Below are 22,880 nucleotides of genomic sequence, written 5' to 3'. Positions count from 1 at the left end.
CAACCAACGGAAAAAAAACCTATGTTGATCCTGCGTGGTGCACCTGCACTGTCCGAGTTTAGAGTTCAGAAGTTCATCGATCTTTGTGTCAAAACCAATTTGCCTGTGAATGGTGTTTATGCCGAATTTATGCATTTTGCTGATTTAAGCAGCGAACTGTCGGCTGAACAACAGACGACTTTAAGCAAATTGCTGACTTACGGACCTACTATCGTCAGCCATACACCAGAAGGTTTATTGCTGGTGGTGACGCCGCGCCCTGGCACTATTTCTCCCTGGTCGTCTAAAGCGACTGATATTGCCAAAAACTGTGGCCTGAGTCAGGTAAAACGTTTAGAGCGTGGTGTGGCTTATTATATCCAGACCACAGCAACTTTGACTGAAACTCAGCTGCAGCAGTTAAAAGGCTTAGTACACGACCGCATGATGGAAGTGGTGTTCAGCGAGTTTGAACAAGCTTCTGCCTTATTCCGTAAAGCTGAACCAGCACCTTTAAGTTCAGTGGATATTATCGCTGGTGGCCGCGAGGCTTTAGTCAAAGCCAATATCGACATGGGTCTGGCCTTAGCCGACGATGAAATCGATTATCTGGTGACGAATTTTAATCAGTTGGGTCGTAACCCAAATGATATCGAACTCTATATGTTTGCGCAGGCCAACTCTGAGCACTGCCGTCATAAAATTTTTAACGCCGACTGGACCATAGATGGCGAACAACAGCCGAAGTCGCTGTTTAAAATGATTAAAAATACGTTTGAAAAAACACCGGAACACGTGTTGTCTGCATATAAAGACAATGCTGCTGTAATGACAGGCTCTAAAGCCGGTCGTTTTTTCCCATCTGCTGACACTCAGGAATATGGCTACAACCATGAAGATATTCATGTGTTGATGAAAGTGGAAACTCATAACCACCCAACAGCTATTTCTCCATTCCCTGGTGCTGCTACTGGTTCTGGTGGTGAAATCCGTGACGAAGGTGCTACAGGTGTAGGCGCTAAGCCAAAAGCCGGTTTGTCAGGTTTTTCTGTATCCAACTTACGTATTCCTGGTTTTGAACAACCGTGGGAAACCGACTTTGGTAAACCAGACCGTATAGTGACTGCTTTGGACATCATGACTGATGGTCCTTTAGGTGGTGCCGCCTTTAACAACGAATTTGGTCGTCCAAATATTCTGGGTTACTTCCGTACCTACGAAGAAAAAGTACCAAGTCACAATGGCGAAGAAGTACGTGGTTACCACAAGCCTATTATGATTGCCGGTGGTTTAGGTAATATCCGTGCTGAACACGTACAAAAAGGTTTGTTACCTGTTGGCGCCAAGTTAGTAGTGCTGGGTGGCCCGGCCATGAACATTGGTTTAGGTGGCGGAGCTGCTTCTTCTATGGCTTCAGGCCAATCGGCTGAAGATTTAGATTTTGCCTCAGTACAACGTGAAAACCCTGAAATTGAACGCCGTTGTCAGGAAGTGATCGACCGCTGCTGGCAGCTGGGCGATAAAAACCCTATTTGTTTTATCCATGACGTAGGCGCTGGTGGTTTGTCCAACGCCTTCCCTGAGCTGGTGAACGACGGTGGTGTTGGTGGTAAGTTCGAATTACGTAACGTGCCAAACGACGAGCCAGGCATGTCGCCACTGGAAATCTGGTGTAACGAATCACAGGAACGTTATGTGATGGCCATTCCTGCCGATCAAATGCCAGTGTTTGAGGAAATTTGTAAGCGTGAACGTGCACCTTATGCTGTAGTGGGTGAAGCCACTGCTGAACACCACCTGACCTTGTCGGACCAGCATTTTGGCAATACACCTATTGATCTGCCACTGAACGTGTTGCTGGGCAAAGCGCCTAAAATGCACCGTGATGTGAAAACTCAAGTCACAGAAGGCAAAGCTTTAGACCTGAACGGCGTGACAGTGGCCGATGCCGCTGAGCGTTTATTACGTTTACCTACCATTGCTGAAAAAACTTTCCTGATCACCATTGGCGATCGCACAGTCACAGGTTTAGTGGCGCGTGATCAGATGGTGGGTCCATGGCAGGTGCCTGTAGCGAACTGCGGTGTGACTGCAGCTTCGTATGACACTTACCATGGTGAAGCCATGTCGATGGGCGAACGTACGCCTGTCGCGTTATTAGACTTTGCTGCTTCGGCCCGTTTGGCTGTGGCTGAATCTATTACTAACATTGCGGCGACTCAGATTGGTGATATTAAACATATCAAACTGTCGGCCAACTGGATGTCTGCTGCAGGTCACCCTGGTGAAGACGCTGGTTTGTATCAGGCAGTCAAAGCCATAGGTGAAGAGTTATGTCCTGCTATGGGTTTAACTATCCCTGTAGGTAAAGATTCGATGTCGATGAAAACCAGCTGGCAACAGGATGGTGAACAGAAGACAGTCACCTCACCTTTATCTTTGATTATCACAGCTTTTGCCCGTGTTGAAGATGTGCGTCGTACTGTGACACCACAGCTGCGTACTGACAAAGGCGCAAGCAGCCTGATCCTGCTGGATTTAGGTCAGGGTGCCAATCGTTTAGGCGCATCCTGTTTAGCTCAGGTCTATAAGCAGTTAGGCCAGACAGCACCAGATCTGGAAAGCCCTGAATTACTGATGAACTTCTATCAGGCAGTACAGGCTTTAGTGGCTCAGCAGAAATTACTGGCCTACCACGACCGTTCTGACGGTGGCTTATTTGTCACACTAGCTGAAATGGCATTTGCCGGTAAAGCTGGTGTGAAAGTGGATATCCAGAGCTTAGGTACGGATAACCTGGCTGTGCTGTTCAGTGAAGAGTTAGGCGCAGTGCTGCAAGTGGCGAACAGCGATTTACCAGTAGTTCAAGCGATTTTGGCTCAGCATGATTTATCTGCTGTGGCGCATTTATTAGGTGAAGTCACCACGGACGATCAAATTCAGATCAGTCACGGTGATCAGCTGGTGTATAGCAACAGCCGTACTACTTTACGTACCATCTGGGCTGAAACTACCTATCAAATGCAGTTGATGCGTGATAACCCTGAAGGAGCCCGTCAGGAATTTGTAGCTAAAGCTGATGTCACAGACCCTGGCTTAAATGCAAAATTAAGCTTTGACCTGAACGAAGATGTGGCTGCCCCTTATATCCTGAAAGGCGCACAGCCTAAAGTGGCTATTCTGCGTGAGCAGGGTGTGAACTCTCATGTTGAAATGGCAGCTGCCTACAACAGAGCAGGCTTTAATGCGGTTGACGTGCATATGAGCGACATACTGTCAGGCCGTCGTTCATTGGCTGAATTTAACGGCTTAGTGGCTTGTGGTGGCTTCTCGTACGGTGACGTACTGGGTGCCGGCGAAGGCTGGGCTAAGTCTGTGCTGTTTAACGACAAAGCCCGCGCTGAATTTGCTGCGTTTTTTGAACGTGAAAGCACCTTCAGTTTAGGGGTCTGTAACGGTTGTCAGATGATGTCGAATCTGAAGAGCCTGATCCCAGGTGCTGATTTATGGCCACGTTTCGTCCGTAACAAGTCTGAGCGTTTTGAAGCCCGTTTCAGCCTGGTGGAAGTACAGGAAAGTGCCTCTTTATTCTTTAAAGGTATGGCAGGATCCCGTATGCCTATCGCTGTATCACACGGTGAAGGTCATGCAGAGTTTGCATCGCAAACAGCACTGCAGGCAGCTGATCAAAGCGGTACAGTGGCCTTACGTTTTGTCGATAACTACGGCAATGTGACGACCCAATACCCATCGAATCCAAACGGTTCACCGCTGGGTATTACTTCGTTAACGACCACTGATGGTCGTGTCACCATTATGATGCCTCACCCTGAGCGGGTATTCCGCACTGTAGCAAACAGCTGGCATCCGGATGAATGGCAGGAAGACAGCCCATGGATGCGGATGTTCCGTAATGCTCGCGTCTGGTTAGGTTAATACCGTAAAAGTGATATAAACAAGACCTGCTTCGGCAGGTTTTGTATTTTATGTAACGTTTATTTTAAATTTTGTGTGTGAATTTACTATATTTGCAGATATTTTCGTTTTATCCTTGATCCTTCTTCGGTTTTTTTACAAACTAGCTCCATCTCTGTTTATTCACCTGTTTGAGTGAGATGTCCGACATGAAGTCGGTGAGGCCTGAAGGATAAGGTATGGAAGTTGTAGTTAGCTCCGAACAACCTGACAATAAAGAATGGCTGTCCCATGTTAAAATTGGTCAGCGCTTTGACCTTGAGTTATTGGATCAACGCAAAAGCCGCTGTAGCTGCGAACTGGTTGGCTACAAAGCTGGTAAATATGTATTGTTCAGAGTAGAAGACGACACTCTGCCGGATCGCTTTTTTATTAACGGTTTGGCTGTGGTCTGTCGGTTTTTAGTCGAAAATTCGGTCGGCGAATGTTTTGCTTTTAAATCTGAATTGCTGCAGTTGATCCGTTTTCCTGATAAATTGGCTGTAATCAGCTTTCCTTCCGCGATACAACGTCGTGCTTTACGTAACGAAAGACGTAACAGTATTTTTATCCCAGCTTCGGTGCGGCTCAATCTGGAAGTTGTGCAAAGTGCCCGCAGTTTTCGTGGCCACGTGATTGATGTATCCAGCGGTGGTTGCCGTTTTTTGTTTGACCCTTCTCATCAGGGCAGCAAGGTCAATCTGGCGCCTATAGTTCTGCATATCCAATGTGAAAAAGTAGGTATTGATCAACAAATTCAAGGTGAAGTACGTAACTCCAGACTAGAGGAACGTGGGCTCTCTATTGGTATTCAGTTTAACCTGCCACAGCTGTACCTGGATAAGTTGGCGGTTGCTTCCTGAGAAAAGCCCTTCTGACCCGACAATTCGTTGAGTCAGAAGGACGCTTTTAAAGCATTGGCTATTAAAACGAATAACGGGCACCAATCATCCATACATAAGGATCGATACTGACATCGACTGACTGAATGGTGTTATTGTTCACCAGCACACGACCAGTGGTATCTATATCCATTTTACTTAGCATCAGATGTACACCCCAGCTGTCTGCCAGTTTCACATTAACACCTGCCTGCATAGCCAGTCCCCATGAATCTTTTAACTTCAGTTCTACTTTGTCATCTGCATCTGCCACATTCAGTGCTTGCAAGGTACTGACTAATTCGCCAGAGACTTTTTCCTGAAAGAAGTTAGTGTAATTCAGACCTAAACCGATAAAGGGGTCGAATCTGCTGTCACCTAAATCAAAATGATACTGGGCTAATAAGGTGGGAGGTAATTGTTTACTGCTGCCCAGTGCTAAGCCATCAATGGCTGAACCTTTGACCTGCATATCATGTTTAAATGGGGTGGCAGCAATCAACTCCAGGGTCCAGTTTTTATTCAGTTGATAGTCAATGGTAATGCCCAATTGGGTATTGTTGTCCACCGCCACTTCAGTGGAATTTGCTGGTAAGCCAGCCACAGTCTCGACCACATTCAAATGACCGCTGGACTCTTGAGGTGCCACAGTAATGGCGCCAACATTCACTGACCAGTTAGCCAGAGCCGGAGCGGCAGAGGCGGCTAACAATAAAGAAGCGATTGTTTTGTAACTTGTTTTCATCAGAATGATCCTTAGCTTGAGAAACTGGCGTCATTCTGCGCTTCTGCTGTGGTTAAACTTTGCCCCAGATCAATAGTTGCTATAAACCCTTAGTCTCTTTAAGGTTTTTATTGATATAAAACAAAAAATGGAAGGGGAAAGGAATAAAAGCAACCGGAATACAGCTATTCAGGTTGCTCTTCATAAGATGTCAGGAAATATAGCGGGCTTTTTTATTTTCTTTCAGCATGGTCATATCCACCAGTACTAAACCATCTACACAGTCAGCAAAATCAGGATCCACACCAAAAGCCAGAAAGCGCACACCACCAGGTTCGGTCAGTTCACTGTATTGTTTATACAAAGTAGGGATGCTGACGCCCATATTGGCCAATAAATGCTTTAACTGGACAAAGTCCTGACTGTAGCTATCCCCGGTAAAATGTTGCTGTAGCTGACTTAAGGTATCCATAGGCAATTCGTAAGGAATATTTGGCACAGCACTTTGTTCAGGGCAACGGAAATACAGGCTGTAAAAATACACCATCAGATCCCGTGCGGCTTTAGGGTAGCTATTAGATAAGCTGACACCACCAAATAAATAACGGATATCCGGATTTTGTTTTAAGTAAGCCCCTATGCCGTACCACAAATAATCCAGACTACGTTTGCCCCAGTAACGGGGTTGCACAAAGCTGCGACCCAGCTCAAGACCCTGATCTAAATAGGGCGTCATCGCAGGGTTAAACTGGAATAAAGATGCCGTATACAAGCCTGCAAGGCCTTTCTCCGCCATTACTTTAGCTGTGTTAGCAAAACGGTAAGCTCCGACTATTTCTAAATCGTCTTTATCCCATAAAATCAGTTGCTCGTAGTAGCTGTCGTACTGATCGATATCACGGCGCTGACCGCTGCCTTCACCTACGGCCCGAAAGGCAATTTCACGTAAACGGCCAATTTCGCGCAGTACAGGCGAGCTTTGCTGATACTGATATAAATAAATTTGTTTGCCATCGCTGGTTTCACCCAACAGAGGGCAGGCTTCAACTGCTTTTTTCAGCAAAATACGGTCTTCAGGATGCGCTATCGCAGTTTGAGTCTTAAACAGCGGCGATTTGTCTTTGGCCAGACGATACAAGTGTTTTTTAAATAGTTTTACTTTGGCCTGAGTTTCTAATTGCAGATGAGCAAAGCTGTCATAAGGAATTTGTTCACCAATTCGCATAGCGATGTTTTTATGCTTCTGATTAAACATCTCTTGCACCAGCAACATAGTAGCCAGTGGCTTGTAAATCATCGAAGCGCCATAAAACATCGCAGAGTTACGGCCGTCTATATAAATAGGCAAAATAGGGGCTTTGGCATTCATCGCAAAACGTAAAAAACCGCCATGCCATTTGCCATCACGAATACCATTGGGTTTTAAGCGTGATACTTCACCGGCTGGAAATAGAATCAGCGCACCTTCGGCTGCTAAGTGATCACTGATACGATCGATACGACTGCGTTCAGTACCACCACTCATGTTATTTACAGGCAACAACAGAGAATGCAGAGGTTCAACGGCCATTAATAGCTGATTGGCGATCACTTTGACATCAGGACGTATATCCCGCACCAGTTTAATCAAAGCTAAACCATCTAAAGATCCGATAGGGTGGTTGGCGATAATCACGACACGGCCAGTACTTGGAATACGCTCCACTTCGTTGTCACGTACTGCGTAGGCGAAGTTAAAGTAATCCAGCACTTGTTCTACAAATTCAATACCCTGCAAATGCGGATAACGTTTGGCGAAGGCGATAAATTCCTGTTCGTGTAGCAGATGGCGTAAGGCGCCTTTGACCGGTTTGGCTAACCAGGGTTTTTGTTCGAGTTTTGGCAGATGCGTTTGCATCATTTGGTCAACACTGATCATAGCGATACCTCTGTAAGAGCCACTGTCTATGCAGAGAGTAGGGGGTTAACATGACAAAAATGCGTCAGATTTATGGCTTTTTGTGGAAATTTTAGCCTGCTCAGGCGACTTTGCTCTGAGCAGGTTGTTCCTCGCTAAGCACGGCCATCGGCATGGCAGCCAGCGTATGGCTTTGTTCTGTCCAGTGATACAGCGTTAATGAGCCATCCTGCTGCTCTATCAAGGCTGTGCAGTTATCAATCCAGTCGCCGACGTTGCAGTAAATAATACCATCCTGCAGGCTGATTTCCGGATGATGAATATGGCCACAGACCACACCATCAAAACCTGAACGTTTGGCTTTCGCCACAGCTGCGTCACGGTAGCGGGCAATCGCCTGCTGAGCACCTGGTACTTTGCTTTTGATAAAGGCAGCCAAACTGAAATAACGTCCACCTAAAGCACGGCGAATACGATTGCTCCAGCGATTTAAAAACAGTAAGAAGTCATACAGATTGTCACCCAGCCAGGCGTGAAAACGACCAAAGTTCACTTCTTTGTCAAACTCATCGCCGTGCAATAACAGCAGCTTTTTCCCTAAAGCCGTAGTATGGCAGCCGCGTAATTGTAATTTGATGGTGCCAAACTGGCGACCTGCCCAGTGGCGGAATTCTTCATCATGGTTGCCCGGAATATAAATGACTTCAGTGCCCTGATCGGCTTTGGCCAGCAGGCTTTGGATCACGGCGTTTTGCTCCGGGCTCCAACACACTTGTTTTTGCATGGCCCACAAGTCGAGGATATCGCCCAGCAGGTAAATGGTGTCAGCTTTGGTTTGATTGAGGAAGTTCAACAGATAGGTCGCCTGACAGTCTTTATTTCCTAAATGAATGTCAGACAAGAAGATCGTTCGACAATGCAGCATACAAAGCTCCTGCGAATTGTTGGCCTTGGTTCTTCAGGCTCGGGTAGAATGGGGTTTACCCATGTCAGAGATATGACGAAAACTTGAAGCTTTGGTGAACAGATGTCTATAGCCCTGGTGATCCCCGATCGTAAGTTAGATGCTTTAGTTGAAAAGTTAAGTGCCTTATTGCCTGGAGTTTTAATCCAACAATGGCCGGATTACAGCGCACCTGAACAGGTGCAGATGGCGGTGGTCTGGAAGCAGCCCCATGGTTCGTTAGCGGCGTTAAGTCATTTAAAAAGCCTGCAGTCTTTTGGTGCCGGTGTCGACAGCATTGTGTCTGATCCAACTTTGCCGGACTTGCCGTTAAGCCGCATTGTTGATCCGGCTTTGGCCTCCTCTATGGTCAACTATCTGGCTGGTATAGTGCTGCATTACCAGTTACGGCTGGATTTATTTCAGCGTCAGCAGCAACAACAACTGTGGAAGCCGAAAAGCCCACGCTCGATTAAACAGATTTGTGTATTGGGTTTAGGTGAATTAGGACAGGCGGCAGCGAATCACTTTCAGCTGCAGGGTTACCGGGTCAGTGGCTGGTCACGTAGCTTAAAACAGCTGGAGGCTATCCAGTGCTACGCCGGTGACGCTGGTTTTAAAGAGGCAGTCTCTGATGCCGATCTGGTGATTTGTTTATTGCCTCTGACACCTGATACCAACAACTTTTTAAATACAGAGCGTCTTAGTGCTTTTAAACCGGGCGCAATTCTCGTTAACGTAGCCCGTGGTGCCATAGTAGATGATGCCGCATTATTGGCGGCTTTGGACTCTGGCCATTTACAGGCTGCTTGTCTGGATGTATTCCGTCAGGAGCCTCTGCCTGCGACTGATCCATATTGGCAGCATCCGGCTGTATTGGTCACTCCGCATTGTTCAGCAGTGACCAATGTGGACACTGCTATTCATCAGATTGTTGAAAACTATCAGCGTACGCTAAATGGGCTACCTTTAAAGCATCTGGTCAACAGGGAAAGAGGCTACTGATGGATGGTTTTATCATTGAGAAACATGGTCATGTTGCACTATTACAACTGACAGCGGCTGAAAAACGTAATTTGTTAACACCTGACATTGCGCTACAAATTGCAGCAGCTGTGCATCAATTGAGTTTGGATGATGAACTCAAAGTGTTGTGTGTGATGGGCACAGAGCGGGCTTTTTGCGCTGGCGCTGATTTGGATGTATTGCAGCATGCGGCAGATGGCGATGGTACAGAGCTCAAACAGCTGTATCAGGCTTTTAGTCAGGTGGCAGATTCTCCACTGCTGACCATAGCCTTGGTCAATGGTCCAGCTGTGGGGGCTGGCATGAATCTGGCGATGGTCTGTGATATTCGTTTAGCCAGCAAAGAAGCCTGGTTTGACAGTCGTTTTTTCCAGCTGGCTTTGCATCCGGGTGGAGGGCATGGCTGGTTACTGCCTCAACTGATCGGTTGGCAACAAGCTATGGCGATGTTGTTTTGTGGTGAGCGTTTAACTGCCGAACAGGCCTGGCAGTATGGTTTAGTCAAAGAAGTGTTGGCTGTTGATCAATTATTACCAAGAGCTTTGGCGATGACTGCTGATTTGGCCGCCGTCCCTACGGCATTAGTGCGACAGACCAAAAGCTCAATGCGTCAGCTATTGCACTGTAAAGAACATAGTCAGGCAGTAGAGTTTGAGTATCAGCAACAATTTTATAGTTTGCAGCAGGACGCCGCACGTCAGGCTATAGCCGCTTTGCAGCATAAACTGGCGACTAAAAGCTAAAACTTGCCATTAAAAGTCAAAAAGCAGAGGCCATTGTGTGACTCTGCTTGTCTCTTTATCAGAAAATCATCTGTAAATGATTGTAAATCTTGTAACTAAACAACAAGTTGTCTACACTGGTTTTGGATTGCTCAAGATCCACAAAAAAGCAAGAACAATAACAATATTTTTTAGTCTGAGGTTTTGTATGCGTAAAGCGTCCAGTCGCGGTTTTGGCTTTACTGCAATCGCCATTTTGGTGTTATTAATGGCATTGTCGGCTTTTTTAACGAAGGCTGAAGCTACACAAGTGACTCATTATTTACAAGAACAGCAATCCATCGAAGGATAGCTCGAATCAAATGCCCCCACCTTGTGGGGGTATTTGTTATTTCTTCTGATGCCGCTCGCGGTTTTCCCGTTTTTGTTCTGCATTTTTCTGCAAAAGCACATAAGTGGCTGCATAACCACCATGAGGTTTTAAGGCGGTATGACAAGCTAATACTTCCGGCATTTGTGGTAACCATTTGAAACAGTAACTTTTTAAAATAGCCGGATGAGGTTTACTGTCACGCCCCATACCGTGGTGGATCAATAAAGTCCGGATACCACGCTGATGACAATCTGCGATAAAACTATACAAAGCAGCCCTGGCTTCAATTAAGGTTTTGCCAAGCAGATTCAGGGTCGCATCCATCTGGTATTTACCCAGCCGCAGATTCTTGTAGACACCGTCCTGTACACCATCTTTTTTATAAGCAATCTCATCGTCAGGTGCAACCAAATCGACGTACTCCATACTCAGATAGTTAGGATCGTATTCCATTTCCTGCTCTGCAGCTTTACGCCGTGCCAGCTGCGCAAGGCTTGGGTTATGTTCTCCATTAGGATCGGCTAGCGCATCGGCATTTAAGCGTTTTACTCCAGCCATTTCCTGTAAAAATAAGTCCAGCTCATCGTCATGCATTGGTACTACTCCAGCTTAAGCTGACCGTGAATTGCCGTATTATATACCTGCCCTATTTGAAGTCGCAGTAGGGATATCCGGGTTTTTCGTCAGCCTTTGACAGTAACCTCAAATCATCGAAAAAGACTTTGTTTCAAACTCAATAATTTAGGTTGTGCTCTGATACAAAAAGTGATTATTTATAACAAATAATTAACCTTAAGCTATGCTTAAAGTGACTTTCATTCCTGCAAGGAGAGCATCATGATCCCCGAACGGCTTTATGAAACTTTACCTTACCTTTATGTGATCAGTGGTTCACAAAGCGTGTTATGGCTGCCGCATTGGACTGCTACATTATTTGGTGTCGTACTGATATTTGTTGGTGCTGTGGTCTGGGTTATACGCACCGACAAGCGCCGCAGCCCATACGGTATCAAATTTAAAGAGCAGGGCGCTTTGCCATTTTGGTGTTATGAACTGCAGCCATTTATTTATCTGAGCAGTGGTGTTTTGTTGTTTAGCTATGCGCAGAGTTTTTTGTTGTATCCGTCTGCGATGATTTTGCTGGTGCTGGGTATACAACTTTGGTTGTGCCGGATTTGCTGGCGCCGGCAGTCCTGAAGTCAGCCTCTGGGTTAAGGGCGTGAGGAAAACCAGAAGATAGCTGCGGCAATCAAACCCTGTTGTTTACGCAACTGGTATTTAGCACACTGCTCATTGCTCTGGCCTTCAAAACATAAATACAACGTCTGCTCTTCTTCTGACAGCACTGCGCGTTGATTGGTGTCCAGGATAGTGCCTGCTTTTCCAAACCAACCTGGCATGTATACACTTTGAGTGGTTAAACCAGCGCTATGGTATTCAAGCAATTGAGGTGTAGGGGCTATGATAAAAGCGGCGAGCACAAACGCGGCTAAGCCACTCCATAGTTTAATAGTTTTGGCTGTCGAAGTGCTTGACTGCTCTTCTGCAGGAGTAAGCCGCGCTGCAGAACGTGAAACCGTCCGCGTAACCGAAGTGGGTGTAGCTGTTGTTTGCGGTTGAGTCAGTGGCTTTTTGTTGCCGGCTTTTTTTAATAGTTTTTGTTTGTCGGCCTCGCTTAAAAGCGAGGCCTTTTTGATTTGTTTGGCCATTAGTGACGTAAGTTAACTGTGCTGTTGGCAACAGTTTCGGTCATGATGAGCCATGCTTGCAAGTTTTGTTTTAAGGAGTCAGGGTCTATTTTGTCCAGTGTGTCATTTGGCGTGTGGTGATAGTCAAAATAGTCGGTGCCATCCTGTGATAAAGCCACTACTGGAACACCTGCCTGAGCCAATACAGAAACATCAGGACCGCCGTAAGTTGTATTGCCACCTAAAGCAATATTCAGATGTGCCAGTTTCTGTTGTAACTCTTTGGCAAAGGGCAGAGCTTTGTCGCCAAACCGACTTTCAATTTGCCAGATACGACCTGCACCAAAGTCAGATTCAGCAGCTAAAATATGTTTCCCTAAATCTTTATGGTGCTTAGCGGCATAAGCCCTTGCTCCTAACAATCCACCTTCTTCGTTGCCATAGAGTACAACGCGGATTGTGCGCTTAGGTTTGCCTTTTTGTTTAATTAAAGCGCCGGTGGCCATAGCTAAAGCCACGCCTGCACCATCATCTAAAGCGCCAGTGCCTTGATCCCATGAATCCAGGTGACCACTGATCAGCACAATTTCGTCAGGCTTTTCTGTGCCGGTGATTTCCGCTATCACGTTATGGCTGGTCGCAGTTTGCAGTTGGTTATCCATTTGTAGTTTTAATTCTACTTTTGGTGAACGTTCCAGCATTTTTGCCAGGTTCTGCGCATCAGGTACGGAAATAGCCACGGCAGGAATTTTAGGGATGGCTTCGTCGTACTTCATAGTGCCTGTATGAGCAAATCTGTTGTTACTGGTGCCAACTGAGCGAATCACTATAGCTACAGCACCTAACCTGGCAGCCTCAACAGCTCCCCGAGAGCGGGCTGCTACCACCTGGCCATAAAAAGATCCGGATTTGTCTTTGGCCATAGGTTTGTTGATAAAAACAATTTTGCCTTTGACTGAGGCTGCATCGGCTTTTTCCAAAGCTTCAATGCTGTCAAACATCACCACAGCAGCTGTAATGCCCTGTGCTGGCGTTCCCACCGAACCACCTAAGGAGGTTAATACAAAAGGTTGAGCGAAAGGGCTAATCACTTCAAGGCTGGCCTGCCCACGAGTCCAACCTGGCATTTCAAATTCTTCAGTCCAGACTTTGTCATAACCCAGCTGTTTTAAATTAGCCACAGCCCATTGCACGGCGCGACGGTCTGCTTCGCTGCCTGCTATACGCGGACCCACTTCCACTGTTAAAGACTCCACCAGTTTATAAGCTAAATCCTGATCCAAAGTAGCTGGAGTAGTGGCGGCCCATGCTGCTGGAGCAAATAAAGCGCCCGAAATGATTTTTTGCCAAAGCTTCATCTGTAATATGCACCCTGTATTGTAATAATGCGGCCAATGTAGCATGCCTGCATCAAAGCAAATCTTTAGATTGCGACAAAAAGCCAAAGCCGGAGGTCAGTTGTGAGTCGAAAGCATGCGACTTTGCTTCTATGAGTCAGGTACAGCCTGAAATACGACAGATGAGAATAGATCGTATTGTTTCAGTCATCTACCCAGCGGCATAATGCTTTTTTTTCACCTGTAAGAAGCAACAAAATGAAATTGGAAGAAATGCTGAAGAATTCGGCGCAGGCAGCCAAGCTGCTGAAGGCGGTTTCCAATGAACGCCGTTTGCTGATTTTGTGTTATTTGCTGGAGTCTGAGTTATCAGTCACAGAGATGAATGATAAGTTAGGTTTAAGTCAGTCTGCTTTGTCTCAGCATTTAGCCGTGCTTAGACGGCAAAAACTGGTCAAAACCCGTAAAGAAGCTCAAACCGTGTTTTATCGTATTCATAGTGAAGAAGCTGTCGCTTTGATTGGACTGCTGCATAAACTCTATTGTGAGAAGAAATAAAGGACGGTCTGAGGTTTTTAGCTCCACGGATGGTAGCGAATATAAAAGATCGTCAGGAACGATTTTTAACATCGGAGCAAAGCGACGATGGCCCGGAGGGTGAGCGTCATGGATGACGGCGAATACAAAATTGCCAGGAGCAATTTTGAACAACGCAACGCGTTGGCCCGATAGGGTGAGCACCATGGATGGTAACGAATAAATAATTGCATGGAGCAATTGTTAACATTGGAGCGAAGCGACGATGGCCCGAAGGGTGAGCGTCATGGATGACGGCGAATAAAAAAACCACCTTGCGGTGGTTTTTTTATTGCACTGTCACAATAAGCTGCTGCGAACAACAGCGAATTGAAATTAAGCTGCTTTAGTAGCTAAAGCTTTAACGTGTGCATTTAAGCGTGACTTATGACGGGCAGCTTTGTTCTTATGGATCAGACCTTTGTCTGCCATACGATCCAAAATTGGAACCATCTTTTTGAACGCTTCTTGTGAAGCAGCCAGATCAGCAGTTAACACTGCAGCGTATGTTTTCTTCATGAAAGTACGCATCATTGAGCGCTGACTTGCGTTTTGCTGACGACGCTTTTCTGATTGAATAGCGCGCTTCTTAGCAGACTTGATGTTAGCCAAGGTAACACTCCTAAAAACTAAACCGGGACCTTTAAAGGCCGCATAATATGCCTATTTTGTAGGCCCTTGTCAAATGGTTTCCTTGACAGATTACAGAATAAAATTAGCCCTTCGCTGGTAATCCACTCTGACTCGGGTGAAAATAGCAGAAATGTCGTTGCAGGAGCAGTCTGTGTCAGGAAAATTATTAAAATCAGGCATGATCGTAAGCTTTATGACCCTTATTTCACGGGTACTTGGCTTAGTCCGGGATGTGATTGTCGCCAACGTATTGGGCGCAGGTGCTATGGCCGACGTATTTTTTATGGCCAACCGTATTCCTAATTTTTTGCGACGTTTATTTGCTGAAGGGGCTTTTTCACAAGCTTTTGTGCCTGTACTGGCTGAAGTAAAAGAAAAACATGGCGACGATGCAGTACGTGAACTGATTGCCAAAGCTGCAGGGACTCTGGGTTTTATTGTCACAGGCGTCACTTTAGTCGCTGTGATTGGTTCTCCTGTGTTGATGATGTTATTTGGTGCCGGCTGGTTTAGCGCTTATTTAGACGGCGCACCAGAAGGTGATAAATACCTGCAAGCCAGTTTCTTGCTAAAAATCACTTTTCCTTATTTGTGGTTTATCACCTTTGTCGCTTTATCTGGTGCTGTGCTGAATACCTATAACAAGTTTGCGGTCGCGGCTTTTACACCGGTATTTTTAAATATCGCCATGATAGGGGCTGCTATTTATCTTGCACCGCAAATGCAGGACCCGGCTGAAGCCATTGCCTGGGGGGTATTTTTAGGTGGTTTAATTCAGTTTTTATTCCAGTTGCCGTTTTTAGCCAAAGCCGGATTACTGGTAATGCCACGCTGGGGCTGGAAAGATCCAAACGTCACGAAAATCCGCACTTTAATGATCCCAGCTTTATTTGGTGTCTCAGTCAGTCAGATTAACTTATTACTGGATGCAATTATTGCGTCTTTTTTAATGACAGGCGCTGTCAGCTGGTTGTATTACTCTGACCGTTTACTGGAGTTTCCTTTAGGTTTATTTGGTATTGCTATTGCCACTGTGATTTTGCCAGGCTTGTCACGTCATTACGCCTCAGCCAGCGAAGAGGCTTTTAAATACACCCTCGATTGGGCTGTGCGTTTTATTTGTTTGTTTGGTATTCCATCCATGCTGGGTTTAATAGTGCTGGCTGAACCTATTATTGCTTCGGTCTTTATGCGCGGTGAATTCACGGCGGATGATGTGATAAAAACTTCGCATAGCCTTATTGCTTATAACACTGGCTTGGTGGCGCTGATGCTGATTAAAGTGCTGGCCCCTGCTTTTTATGCGCGCCAGGATATAAAAACTCCGGTGCGGATCGCCATTATAGCTATGGTCGCCAATATGGTGTTTAACCTGATGCTGGCACCTTTTTTAAGTTATGTCGGTCTGGCATTAGCGACAGCCTTATCCGGTACTTTAAATGCGTATTTGCTGTATCGCGGTTTAAAGCAGCGCGATATCTATAGTTTTAGCAGCAAAACCAGCTGGTTTATCGCTAAGGCTTTTATCGCCGCAGCGCTAATGGCGGGCTCTTTGTTTTATGTCATACCGGATCTGACAGGCTGGATAGCCTTAGGTTTATCAGGCCAGGTGCTGCATTTGTTGGCCTATTTTGGCTTTGCTATTGTGGCCTACTTTGTTTTACTTTTTGTGTTTGGTGTGCGTTTGAACGATTTTAAACGCCAGACAAATGCTGAAAGCAAATGATTATATGGGTATAATCAGGCTCTTTTTGCAGCAGCAGAGTAAGAATACCGAATGGAGTTAATTCGCGGCTTACATACAATTCAACCCAGACATCAGGGCTGCGTCTTAACTATTGGCAATTTTGATGGCGTACATCTGGGGCATCAGGCGGTACTGACGCAATTAAAAGCTATAGCGGCAGAGTTAAATTTACCTGCAGTGGTGATGGTGTTTGAACCCCAGCCACTGGAGTTATTTAACCCTGAAGGTGCACCTGCGCGTTTATGCCGTTTTCGGGAAAAATACCACTGGCTGGCACAACAAGGTGTGGATCGCATGCTCTGTGTGCCTTTTACCCGTGAGTTTGCTGGTCAGGAGCCAGAGCAGTTTATTCAGGATTTATTGCTGAATAAACTCGGCGTCAAGCATCTGATTGTCGGTGATGATTTTTGTTTTGGTAAAAACCGTGCCGGTAATTTTGCTTTGTTACAGCAAGCAGCAGCGAAGCATGGTTTTGGTTTGGGTAGTACGGCCAGCCTGAAACAAAATGACCAGCGGGTTAGCAGCACTTTAATTCGGCAGGCCTTAGAGCACGATCAGTTAGAACTGGCTGCACAAATGTTAGGCCGGCCATTTTCATTGATGGGTCGGGTTAGACACGGTCAGAAAGTTGGGCGTCAGCTTGGGTTTCCGACTGCTAATGTCTGGCTCTATCGTAAAAATTTACCTGTGCATGGTGTTTATGCCATTGAAGCTGTGACCCAAATGGGGCGTTACCATGGCGTTGCCAATATTGGTTCCAGGCCGACGTTACAGGGTAAAAAAGAGCAGCTTGAAGCTCATTTTTTTGATTTTAACGGCGACTTATACGGCCAGCAGATTGAAGTGATTTTAAAAAAGAAAATCAGGCCGGAACGACGTTTTGACGGCCTTGCTCAGTTGCAGCAACAAATTGCATTAGATGCGCAGCAGGCGCGCGATTATTTTGCTTTGCCACCCGCTTAAGCTAGTTGCAAAGCGACACGAATTTAAACTTAAAGAAGACGGAACAACAACGGATGACTGACTACAAGCAGACTTTGAATTTACCGGACACGGCTTTTGCCATGCGCGCCAACCTTGCGCAGCGTGAGCCACAGATGTTAGCCAGCTGGACAGAAAAAAATCTGTACCAGAAAATTCGTCAGGCCAAACAAGGTAAAAAAACCTTTATCCTGCACGATGGCCCTCCATACGCCAACGGTAACATTCACATTGGTCACGCGGTCAATAAAATCCTCAAGGATATGATTGTTAAAGCCAAGACCTTGTCTGACTTCGATGCCCCTTATGTGCCGGGTTGGGACTGTCATGGCTTGCCTATTGAGCTGGTCGTTGAAAAGAAATACGGCAAGCCAGGCGTGAAGCTGAGCGCTGCTGAATTCCGTCAAAAATGCCGTGATTATGCATTGACGCAAATCGAAGCACAGAAAGTCGACTTTATCCGTTTAGGTGTTTTAGGCGATTGGGACAATCCATACCGCACTATGGATTTCACCACTGAAGCCAATATCATCCGCTCTTTAGGTCGTATCATCGACAACGGTCATTTACAGCAAGGCTTTAAGCCTGTGCACTGGTGTACAGACTGTGGTTCTGCTTTGGCTGAAGCTGAAGTGGAATATCAGGATAAAGTATCACCAGCCATTGATGTTCGTTTCACCCTGGTGAACGAAGCTGATGTGAATAAATTCGATCACCCTGAAGGTCATACAGGTTCTGGCCCTGTGTCTGTTGTGATCTGGACTACCACACCCTGGACTATTCCTGCTAACCGCGCTGTGGCACTGAACGCCAAAATCGATTACAGCCTGGTGCAAGTCGAACAAGGTCCAAATGGCCCTGAGCGTTTAATTTTAGCCACAGATTTAGTCACTGCTGTGATGGCCCGTGCTGGTGTTGAGCATTACCATAATTTAGGGTTCTGTAAAGGTCAGGCACTGGAGCTGGTGAAGTTAAAGCACCCGCTGTATGACTTTGAAGTGCCGGTGATTTTAGGTGATCACGTCACGACTGATTCTGGTACAGGTGCTGTGCATACGGCGCCTGGCCATGGTCCGGAAGACTTTACTGTTGGTAAGCTCTACAACTTAGAAGTGGCTAACCCTGTAGGCGCGAACGGTGTCTATCTGCCGGATACACCACTTTTTGCTGGTCAGCATGTGTTTAAAGCCAACGACTCTGTGGTTGAAGCTTTAAAAGAAGCAGGCAAGCTCTTAGTGCATAAAGCCTTAACGCACAGCTACCCACATTGCTGGCGCCATAAAACCCCTATTATTTTCCGTGCTACGCCGCAATGGTTTATCAGCATGGAACAAAAAGGGCTGCGCAGCACTTCTTTAGAAGAGATTGGCAAAACCCGCTGGATCCCGGACTGGGGTCAGCAGCGTATTGAAAACATGGTGGCAGGTCGTCCGGACTGGTGTATTTCCCGTCAGCGTACCTGGGGTGTGCCTATTGCTCTGTTTGTTGATAAAGATACCAGCGCTCTGCACCCGAATACTCAGGCACTGATGGAGCAGGTCGCAAAATTAGTTGAGCAATCTGGTATTCAGGCCTGGTTTGATTTAGAAGCTGAAACTTTGTTGGGCGCTGATGCGGCTCAGTACGTCAAAGTAACAGACACACTGGACGTCTGGTTTGACTCAGGTGTGACTCACGCTTGTGTGATTGAGCCTCGCGCTGAATTCCATGGTGCCACTCAGGCCGACCTGTATTTAGAAGGTTCGGATCAGCACCGTGGCTGGTTTATGTCGTCCCTGATGACTGGTGTGGCAATTAAACACCATGCCCCATACAAACAAGTACTGACCCATGGTTTTACTGTGGACGGTGAAGGCCGCAAAATGTCCAAGTCGTTGGGCAATGTGGTGTCGCCGCAGGACGTGATGAACAAGTTAGGCGCCGATATCCTGCGCTTATGGGTTGCCACTACGGATTACACCTCAGAGATGACAGTCTCTGATGAAATCTTAAACCGCGCTGCCGACAAATACCGTCGTATCCGTAATACAGCCCGTTTCCTTTTGGCGAACTTAAAAGGTTTTGAACCAGAGACGCAACTGGTGCCATTTGAAGAGATGGTGCAATTGGATTTATGGCTGGTGCAACGTGCTGCCAAATTGCAGCAGGAAATTGTCGATGCCTATGAAAACTATCAGTTCCATCAGGTCAGCCAGAAGTTAATGAATTTCTGTACCGTGGAGTTGGGTAGTTTCTACTTAGACGTGATTAAAGACCGTCAGTACACGGCAAAAACCGATGGTTTAGCCCGTCGTTCTTGTCAGACTGCTTTATTCCATGTGGTACAGGCCATGGTGCGCTGGATGGCGCCTATCATGAGCTTCACTGCGCAGGAAATCTGGGAAGTGATGCCAGGTCAGCACAGTGAGTTTGTCTTTACTGAAGTCTGGTACCAGGGCTTAGACACAGTGCCTGCAGGTCAGTTTGATGATGCCTTCTGGCAACAACTGCTGGAAGTGCGTGATGCAGTCAACAAGGTGCTGGAAGTAGGCCGTCGTGATGGCAAAATTGGTGCGTCATTACAAGCTGAAGTGACGTTGTATGCTAAAGGCCAGCTGGCAACAGACCTGACCTCTATCGGTGATGAGTTACGTTTTGCCTTGTTAACCTCCACTGCTGTGGTATCCGCCGAAGCTGCTCCTGCTGATGCAGTAGCGACCGAAATGGATAACCTGTTTGTGGTGCTAAATGCTTCCACTGCGCCTAAGTGTGACCGTTGCTGGCACCATAGACACGATGTGGGTCTGAATCCGGCGCATCCGCTGATTTGTATCCGCTGTGTTGATAACGTCGAAGGCGCTGGTGAAGTAAGGAAGTTTGCCTGATGCATATATTTAAAGAAACCGGCTGGCGCTGGTGGTGGCTGGTGCTATTGGTGCTGGTCGCTGACCAATTGAGTAAAGTCTGGGTCATTCAGAACTTCAGCTTAGGCGAATCTGTGTCTTTGTTGCCGGTTTTTAATTTCACTTACGCCCGCAACTATGGCGCTGCTTTTTCATTTTTAGGTGATGCAGGTGGCTGGCAACGTTGGTTTTTCACCCTGATCGCTGTGGTGGTCAGTATCGTATTAGCCATATGGTTAAGCCGTTTAGCGAAAACCCAGCTGAAATTGTCTTTAGCTTTGAGCCTGATTATCAGCGGTGCTATTGGTAATTTAATCGACCGCAGCCTGTATGGCTATGTGGTTGATTTTCTGCATGTGTTTTATCAGAGCTGGCATTACCCTATTTTTAATATCGCCGATTGTGCCATTAGCATTGGCGCTGTTTTATTAATCTGGGATAGCTTCAGTAGCGAAACCCAGAAAGCGACTTCAGGAGACAAGCAGTGATCATAGGTCCAGGCAGTACTGTGATATTTCACTTTGATATTAAGTTATCCGATGGCAGCGCCGCCGAAAGCACCCGTGTGCACAACAAACCGGCCAAACTGCAAATGGGTGATGGCAGCTTGTCGCCCGCTTTTGAAGCTCAGTTAGGTGGCATGGCGGCTGGCGATAAACGTACTTTTACCCTGGCGCCTGAAGATGCTTACGGTATGCCTAATCCCGACAATATTTATTATGTCGACCGCAGTAAGTTCTCGAGTGACGCGCCGGCAAAAGTCGGCATGATCGTAGGTTTTGCTATGCCAGACGGTTCTGAATTGCCGGGTCTTATTCGTGAAGTGGTGGGGGAGTCTGTTACAGTAGATTTTAACCATCCACTGGCAGGTCAGACTCTGACCTTTAATGTTGAAATCGTACAGGTTATCAATTAATTATGGATATCTTACTCGCCAATCCACGTGGTTTTTGTGCCGGTGTCGATCGTGCTATCAGCATAGTGTCCCGTGCGCTGGAAATTTACGAACCGCCTATTTATGTGCGCCATGAAGTGGTGCATAACAAATTTGTGGTTGATGGCTTACGTCGCGCCGGTGCAGTCTTTGTCGACGAGCTGGACGAAGTGCCGGACGATGCTATCGTCATTTTCAGTGCCCATGGTGTGTCACAGGCCGTACGTGAAAATGCGAAACAACGTGGTTTGAAGGTGTTTGATGCCACTTGTCCGCTGGTGACCAAAGTGCATATGGAAGTCACCCGTGCCAGTCGTAAAGGTATTGAATGTATCCTGATTGGCCATGCCGGACATCCTGAGGTGGAAGGCACTATGGGCCAATACGACAACGCTGAAGGTGGTATTTACCTGGTCGAGTCGGTGGATGATGTTGAAAAGCTGCAGGTGAAAAACCCGGCAGTATTGTGTTTCAGCAGCCAGACGACCTTATCTGTGGATGATACCGCTGATGTGATTGATGCGCTGCGCAAACGTTTCCCTGATATCGAAGGGCCACGTAAAGACGACATTTGTTATGCCACACAAAACCGTCAGGATGCGGTGCGTGAACTTTCTGCCAAATCAGAATTGTTGCTGGTGGTGGGCGCTAAAAACAGCAGTAACTCGAATCGATTACGAGAACTCGCCGAAAAGATGGGCTGTCGCTCTTACCTGATAGATACCGCGGCTGATATCCAGCAGGAGTGGTTAAAAGACGTCAAATCTGTCGGTGTCACTGCAGGGGCTTCAGCACCTGAAGTGCTGGTGCAGCAGGTTGTACAGCGTTTGACTGAATGGGGTGGCAAACAAGTGATTGAGCACCCTGGCCGTGAAGAAAACGTTATTTTTGCGGTGCCAGCAGAGCTTCGCTAATCGTCTGTTTTCAAATACTTTTCCTCTTGTTAACCAGCTATCCCTAAAGTTCAGGCTTTGGGGATAGCTATGGTATTGCCTTCCTAGCGTCCTTCAGATCTTTTGCTATGCTTAAACCCTTGGTCCATATCAGCAGGTGGCCTATGGGAGTAGTAAACAAATGGATGACCGTCCTTTGTTGCAGCGGCAAAAAGCTTTTACCCTGATAGAACTGATGATCTCCATTCTGGTGCTGTTAGTACTTGTGGCTGTCGCTGTGCCTTCGTTTACTGATTTATTGGCCCGAAACCGCTTGTCGGGTCAGGCCAATGAACTGCTCACCGTGATCCAGCTGGCTCGCTCTGAAGCGATCAAACAAAATCAAACCATACGTTTATGTAAAGCCAATGCAGAGTTGGATGACTGTTCTGCTGCCTCTGGTGCCTGGGACGGCTGGGTGCTGATCGACACAGCCTCTCCGGCTACTGTGATCCGGGCTGGGCGTTTTGACGGCAGGCTGATCATCAGCGCTGCTTTTACTGAGCTGCGTTTTAGTGGGCAGGGTTTAATCCGAAGTCAAAACAACCAGCCGTTGAATTCAGCTTTTGAGTTGTGTGCCGATGGCGCTGAATTTGCCGACAATGGCAGAACCCTGACTTTCTTATCCGGTGGGCGCAGCAGTATTCAGCTGTCCCAGTGCGGCAGTTGAT

Annotated in this window: 21 protein-coding genes; 14 read left to right on the top strand and 7 right to left on the bottom strand. The window is 46.7% G+C overall.

The features are described 5' to 3' along the window. Positions 1 to 21 precede the first annotated feature (21 nt). Together purL and OM978_RS16735 are read left to right on the top strand one after the other, a co-directional pair. Positions 22 to 3,915 carry a phosphoribosylformylglycinamidine synthase gene (purL, locus tag OM978_RS16740; RefSeq protein WP_264343413.1) on the top strand — a complete coding sequence of 1,298 codons (3,894 nt, stop codon included), beginning with the start codon at positions 22 to 24 and terminating at the stop codon, positions 3,913 to 3,915. 218 nt (positions 3,916 to 4,133) lie between these two features. Next, positions 4,134 to 4,796, top strand: a complete 663-nt coding sequence (locus tag OM978_RS16735) for a PilZ domain-containing protein (protein WP_264343412.1) — start codon at positions 4,134 to 4,136, stop codon at positions 4,794 to 4,796. Between the two features lie 61 nt (positions 4,797 to 4,857). Here OM978_RS16735 and OM978_RS16730 read toward each other — a convergent pair whose 3' ends face one another. The 3 genes from OM978_RS16730 to OM978_RS16720 all read right to left on the bottom strand — a co-directional run bounded on the left by OM978_RS16730 (position 4,858) and on the right by OM978_RS16720 (position 8,360). Continuing rightward, positions 4,858 to 5,559: an OmpW/AlkL family protein gene (locus tag OM978_RS16730; protein WP_264343411.1), complete on the bottom strand. Its 702-nt coding sequence runs from the start codon at positions 5,557 to 5,559 to the stop codon at positions 4,858 to 4,860. Positions 5,560 to 5,749: 190 nt separating this feature from the next. Beyond that, complete coding sequence (locus tag OM978_RS16725; protein ID WP_264343410.1) at positions 5,750 to 7,456, bottom strand: lysophospholipid acyltransferase family protein; 1,707 nt, start codon at positions 7,454 to 7,456, stop codon at positions 5,750 to 5,752. A gap of 100 nt (positions 7,457 to 7,556) precedes the next feature. Further along, positions 7,557 to 8,360: a UDP-2,3-diacylglucosamine diphosphatase gene (locus OM978_RS16720; protein WP_264343409.1), complete on the bottom strand. Its 804-nt coding sequence runs from the start codon at positions 8,358 to 8,360 to the stop codon at positions 7,557 to 7,559. A 102-nt stretch (positions 8,361 to 8,462) separates the two neighbouring features. Here OM978_RS16720 and OM978_RS16715 point away from each other — a divergent pair, with 102 nt between their 5' ends. The 3 genes from OM978_RS16715 to OM978_RS16705 all read left to right on the top strand — a co-directional run bounded on the left by OM978_RS16715 (position 8,463) and on the right by OM978_RS16705 (position 10,478). After that, a complete protein-coding gene (locus OM978_RS16715; protein WP_264343407.1) occupies positions 8,463 to 9,383 on the top strand; it encodes a 2-hydroxyacid dehydrogenase in 921 nt (306 codons plus the stop codon). Then, positions 9,383 to 10,147 carry an enoyl-CoA hydratase-related protein gene (locus OM978_RS16710; RefSeq protein ID WP_264343406.1) on the top strand — a complete coding sequence of 255 codons (765 nt, stop codon included), beginning with the start codon at positions 9,383 to 9,385 and terminating at the stop codon, positions 10,145 to 10,147. Before OM978_RS16715 ends, OM978_RS16710 begins: the two co-directional genes overlap by 1 nt. 187 nt (positions 10,148 to 10,334) lie before the next feature. Continuing rightward, the gene (locus tag OM978_RS16705; protein ID WP_264343405.1) at positions 10,335 to 10,478 is read left to right on the top strand and encodes a hypothetical protein; all 144 of its coding nucleotides are present in this window, start codon (positions 10,335 to 10,337) and stop codon (positions 10,476 to 10,478) included. A 36-nt stretch (positions 10,479 to 10,514) separates the two neighbouring features. Here OM978_RS16705 and smrA read toward each other — a convergent pair whose 3' ends face one another. Continuing rightward, complete coding sequence (smrA, locus tag OM978_RS16700; protein WP_264343403.1) at positions 10,515 to 11,093, bottom strand: DNA endonuclease SmrA; 579 nt, start codon at positions 11,091 to 11,093, stop codon at positions 10,515 to 10,517. Between the two features lie 243 nt (positions 11,094 to 11,336). Between smrA and OM978_RS16695 the strand changes: the two genes are divergently transcribed. Further along, the gene (locus OM978_RS16695) at positions 11,337 to 11,696 is read left to right on the top strand and encodes a hypothetical protein (RefSeq protein WP_264343401.1); all 360 of its coding nucleotides are present in this window, start codon (positions 11,337 to 11,339) and stop codon (positions 11,694 to 11,696) included. A 14-nt stretch (positions 11,697 to 11,710) separates the two neighbouring features. Here the strand turns inward: OM978_RS16695 and OM978_RS16690 are convergent, their stop codons facing one another. Together OM978_RS16690 and OM978_RS16685 are read right to left on the bottom strand one after the other, a co-directional pair. Beyond that, positions 11,711 to 11,899, bottom strand: a complete 189-nt coding sequence (locus OM978_RS16690; RefSeq protein WP_264343400.1) for a hypothetical protein — start codon at positions 11,897 to 11,899, stop codon at positions 11,711 to 11,713. A 308-nt stretch (positions 11,900 to 12,207) separates the two neighbouring features. Further along, the gene (locus OM978_RS16685; protein ID WP_264343399.1) at positions 12,208 to 13,545 is read right to left on the bottom strand and encodes a M20/M25/M40 family metallo-hydrolase; all 1,338 of its coding nucleotides are present in this window, start codon (positions 13,543 to 13,545) and stop codon (positions 12,208 to 12,210) included. Positions 13,546 to 13,782: 237 nt separating this feature from the next. Between OM978_RS16685 and OM978_RS16680 the strand changes: the two genes are divergently transcribed. After that, positions 13,783 to 14,082, top strand: coding sequence for an ArsR/SmtB family transcription factor (locus OM978_RS16680; RefSeq protein ID WP_053425924.1), 300 nt, complete (start codon positions 13,783 to 13,785; stop codon positions 14,080 to 14,082). A gap of 354 nt (positions 14,083 to 14,436) precedes the next feature. Here OM978_RS16680 and rpsT read toward each other — a convergent pair whose 3' ends face one another. Next, positions 14,437 to 14,712 carry a 30S ribosomal protein S20 gene (gene rpsT, locus OM978_RS16675; RefSeq protein WP_008900529.1) on the bottom strand — a complete coding sequence of 92 codons (276 nt, stop codon included), beginning with the start codon at positions 14,710 to 14,712 and terminating at the stop codon, positions 14,437 to 14,439. Between the two features lie 172 nt (positions 14,713 to 14,884). Between rpsT and murJ the strand changes: the two genes are divergently transcribed. From murJ to OM978_RS16640, 7 genes are all read left to right on the top strand, one after another. Next, positions 14,885 to 16,459, top strand: a complete 1,575-nt coding sequence (gene murJ, locus OM978_RS16670) for a murein biosynthesis integral membrane protein MurJ (protein ID WP_264343396.1) — start codon at positions 14,885 to 14,887, stop codon at positions 16,457 to 16,459. Between the two features lie 51 nt (positions 16,460 to 16,510). Continuing rightward, positions 16,511 to 17,443: a bifunctional riboflavin kinase/FAD synthetase gene (gene ribF, locus OM978_RS16665; protein ID WP_264343395.1), complete on the top strand. Its 933-nt coding sequence runs from the start codon at positions 16,511 to 16,513 to the stop codon at positions 17,441 to 17,443. A gap of 53 nt (positions 17,444 to 17,496) precedes the next feature. Then, positions 17,497 to 20,325 carry an isoleucine--tRNA ligase gene (gene ileS, locus OM978_RS16660; protein WP_264343393.1) on the top strand — a complete coding sequence of 943 codons (2,829 nt, stop codon included), beginning with the start codon at positions 17,497 to 17,499 and terminating at the stop codon, positions 20,323 to 20,325. Continuing rightward, on the top strand, positions 20,325 to 20,831 hold the full coding sequence (gene lspA / locus OM978_RS16655) for a signal peptidase II (protein WP_233011049.1): 507 nt from the start codon (positions 20,325 to 20,327) through the stop codon (positions 20,829 to 20,831). The genes ileS and lspA overlap by 1 nt, the downstream gene beginning before the upstream one ends. Then, positions 20,828 to 21,259: an FKBP-type peptidyl-prolyl cis-trans isomerase gene (fkpB, locus tag OM978_RS16650; protein WP_127688106.1), complete on the top strand. Its 432-nt coding sequence runs from the start codon at positions 20,828 to 20,830 to the stop codon at positions 21,257 to 21,259. The genes lspA and fkpB overlap by 4 nt, the downstream gene beginning before the upstream one ends. A 2-nt stretch (positions 21,260 to 21,261) precedes the next feature. Next, entirely contained in the window at positions 21,262 to 22,191 is a 930-nt protein-coding gene (gene ispH / locus OM978_RS16645) for a 4-hydroxy-3-methylbut-2-enyl diphosphate reductase (protein ID WP_233011051.1), read from the top strand. 160 nt (positions 22,192 to 22,351) lie between these two features. Then, the gene (locus tag OM978_RS16640) at positions 22,352 to 22,879 is read left to right on the top strand and encodes a GspH/FimT family pseudopilin (RefSeq protein ID WP_264343390.1); all 528 of its coding nucleotides are present in this window, start codon (positions 22,352 to 22,354) and stop codon (positions 22,877 to 22,879) included. Position 22,880 lies beyond the last annotated feature (1 nt).

It is taken from the genome of Rheinheimera sp. MM224, from assembly GCF_947090785.1.
Lineage (GTDB): Bacteria > Pseudomonadota > Gammaproteobacteria > Enterobacterales > Alteromonadaceae > Pararheinheimera.
The sequence above is the reverse complement of the archived record's forward strand: the minus strand, read 5'-3'. Positions and strand labels throughout refer to the sequence as shown.

Excerpts from the sequence above, each read along its gene's own strand:
- purL (WP_264343413.1), top strand. The coding sequence starts at position 22 with ATGTTGATCCTGCGTGGTGCACCTGCACTGTCCGAGTTTAGAGTTCAG.
- OM978_RS16735 (WP_264343412.1), top strand. The coding sequence starts at position 4,134 with ATGGAAGTTGTAGTTAGCTCCGAACAACCTGACAATAAAGAATGGCTG.
- OM978_RS16730 (WP_264343411.1), bottom strand. The coding sequence starts at position 5,559 with ATGAAAACAAGTTACAAAACAATCGCTTCTTTATTGTTAGCCGCCTCT.
- OM978_RS16725 (WP_264343410.1), bottom strand. The coding sequence starts at position 7,456 with ATGATCAGTGTTGACCAAATGATGCAAACGCATCTGCCAAAACTCGAA.
- OM978_RS16720 (WP_264343409.1), bottom strand. The coding sequence starts at position 8,360 with ATGCTGCATTGTCGAACGATCTTCTTGTCTGACATTCATTTAGGAAAT.
- OM978_RS16715 (WP_264343407.1), top strand. The coding sequence starts at position 8,463 with ATGTCTATAGCCCTGGTGATCCCCGATCGTAAGTTAGATGCTTTAGTT.
- OM978_RS16710 (WP_264343406.1), top strand. The coding sequence starts at position 9,383 with ATGGATGGTTTTATCATTGAGAAACATGGTCATGTTGCACTATTACAA.
- OM978_RS16705 (WP_264343405.1), top strand. The coding sequence starts at position 10,335 with ATGCGTAAAGCGTCCAGTCGCGGTTTTGGCTTTACTGCAATCGCCATT.
- smrA (WP_264343403.1), bottom strand. The coding sequence starts at position 11,093 with ATGCATGACGATGAGCTGGACTTATTTTTACAGGAAATGGCTGGAGTA.
- OM978_RS16695 (WP_264343401.1), top strand. The coding sequence starts at position 11,337 with ATGATCCCCGAACGGCTTTATGAAACTTTACCTTACCTTTATGTGATC.
- OM978_RS16690 (WP_264343400.1), bottom strand. The coding sequence starts at position 11,899 with ATGCCAGGTTGGTTTGGAAAAGCAGGCACTATCCTGGACACCAATCAA.
- OM978_RS16685 (WP_264343399.1), bottom strand. The coding sequence starts at position 13,545 with ATGAAGCTTTGGCAAAAAATCATTTCGGGCGCTTTATTTGCTCCAGCA.
- OM978_RS16680 (WP_053425924.1), top strand. The coding sequence starts at position 13,783 with ATGAAATTGGAAGAAATGCTGAAGAATTCGGCGCAGGCAGCCAAGCTG.
- ribF (WP_264343395.1), top strand. The coding sequence starts at position 16,511 with ATGGAGTTAATTCGCGGCTTACATACAATTCAACCCAGACATCAGGGC.
- ileS (WP_264343393.1), top strand. The coding sequence starts at position 17,497 with ATGACTGACTACAAGCAGACTTTGAATTTACCGGACACGGCTTTTGCC.
- lspA (WP_233011049.1), top strand. The coding sequence starts at position 20,325 with ATGCATATATTTAAAGAAACCGGCTGGCGCTGGTGGTGGCTGGTGCTA.
- ispH (WP_233011051.1), top strand. The coding sequence starts at position 21,262 with ATGGATATCTTACTCGCCAATCCACGTGGTTTTTGTGCCGGTGTCGAT.
- OM978_RS16640 (WP_264343390.1), top strand. The coding sequence starts at position 22,352 with ATGGATGACCGTCCTTTGTTGCAGCGGCAAAAAGCTTTTACCCTGATA.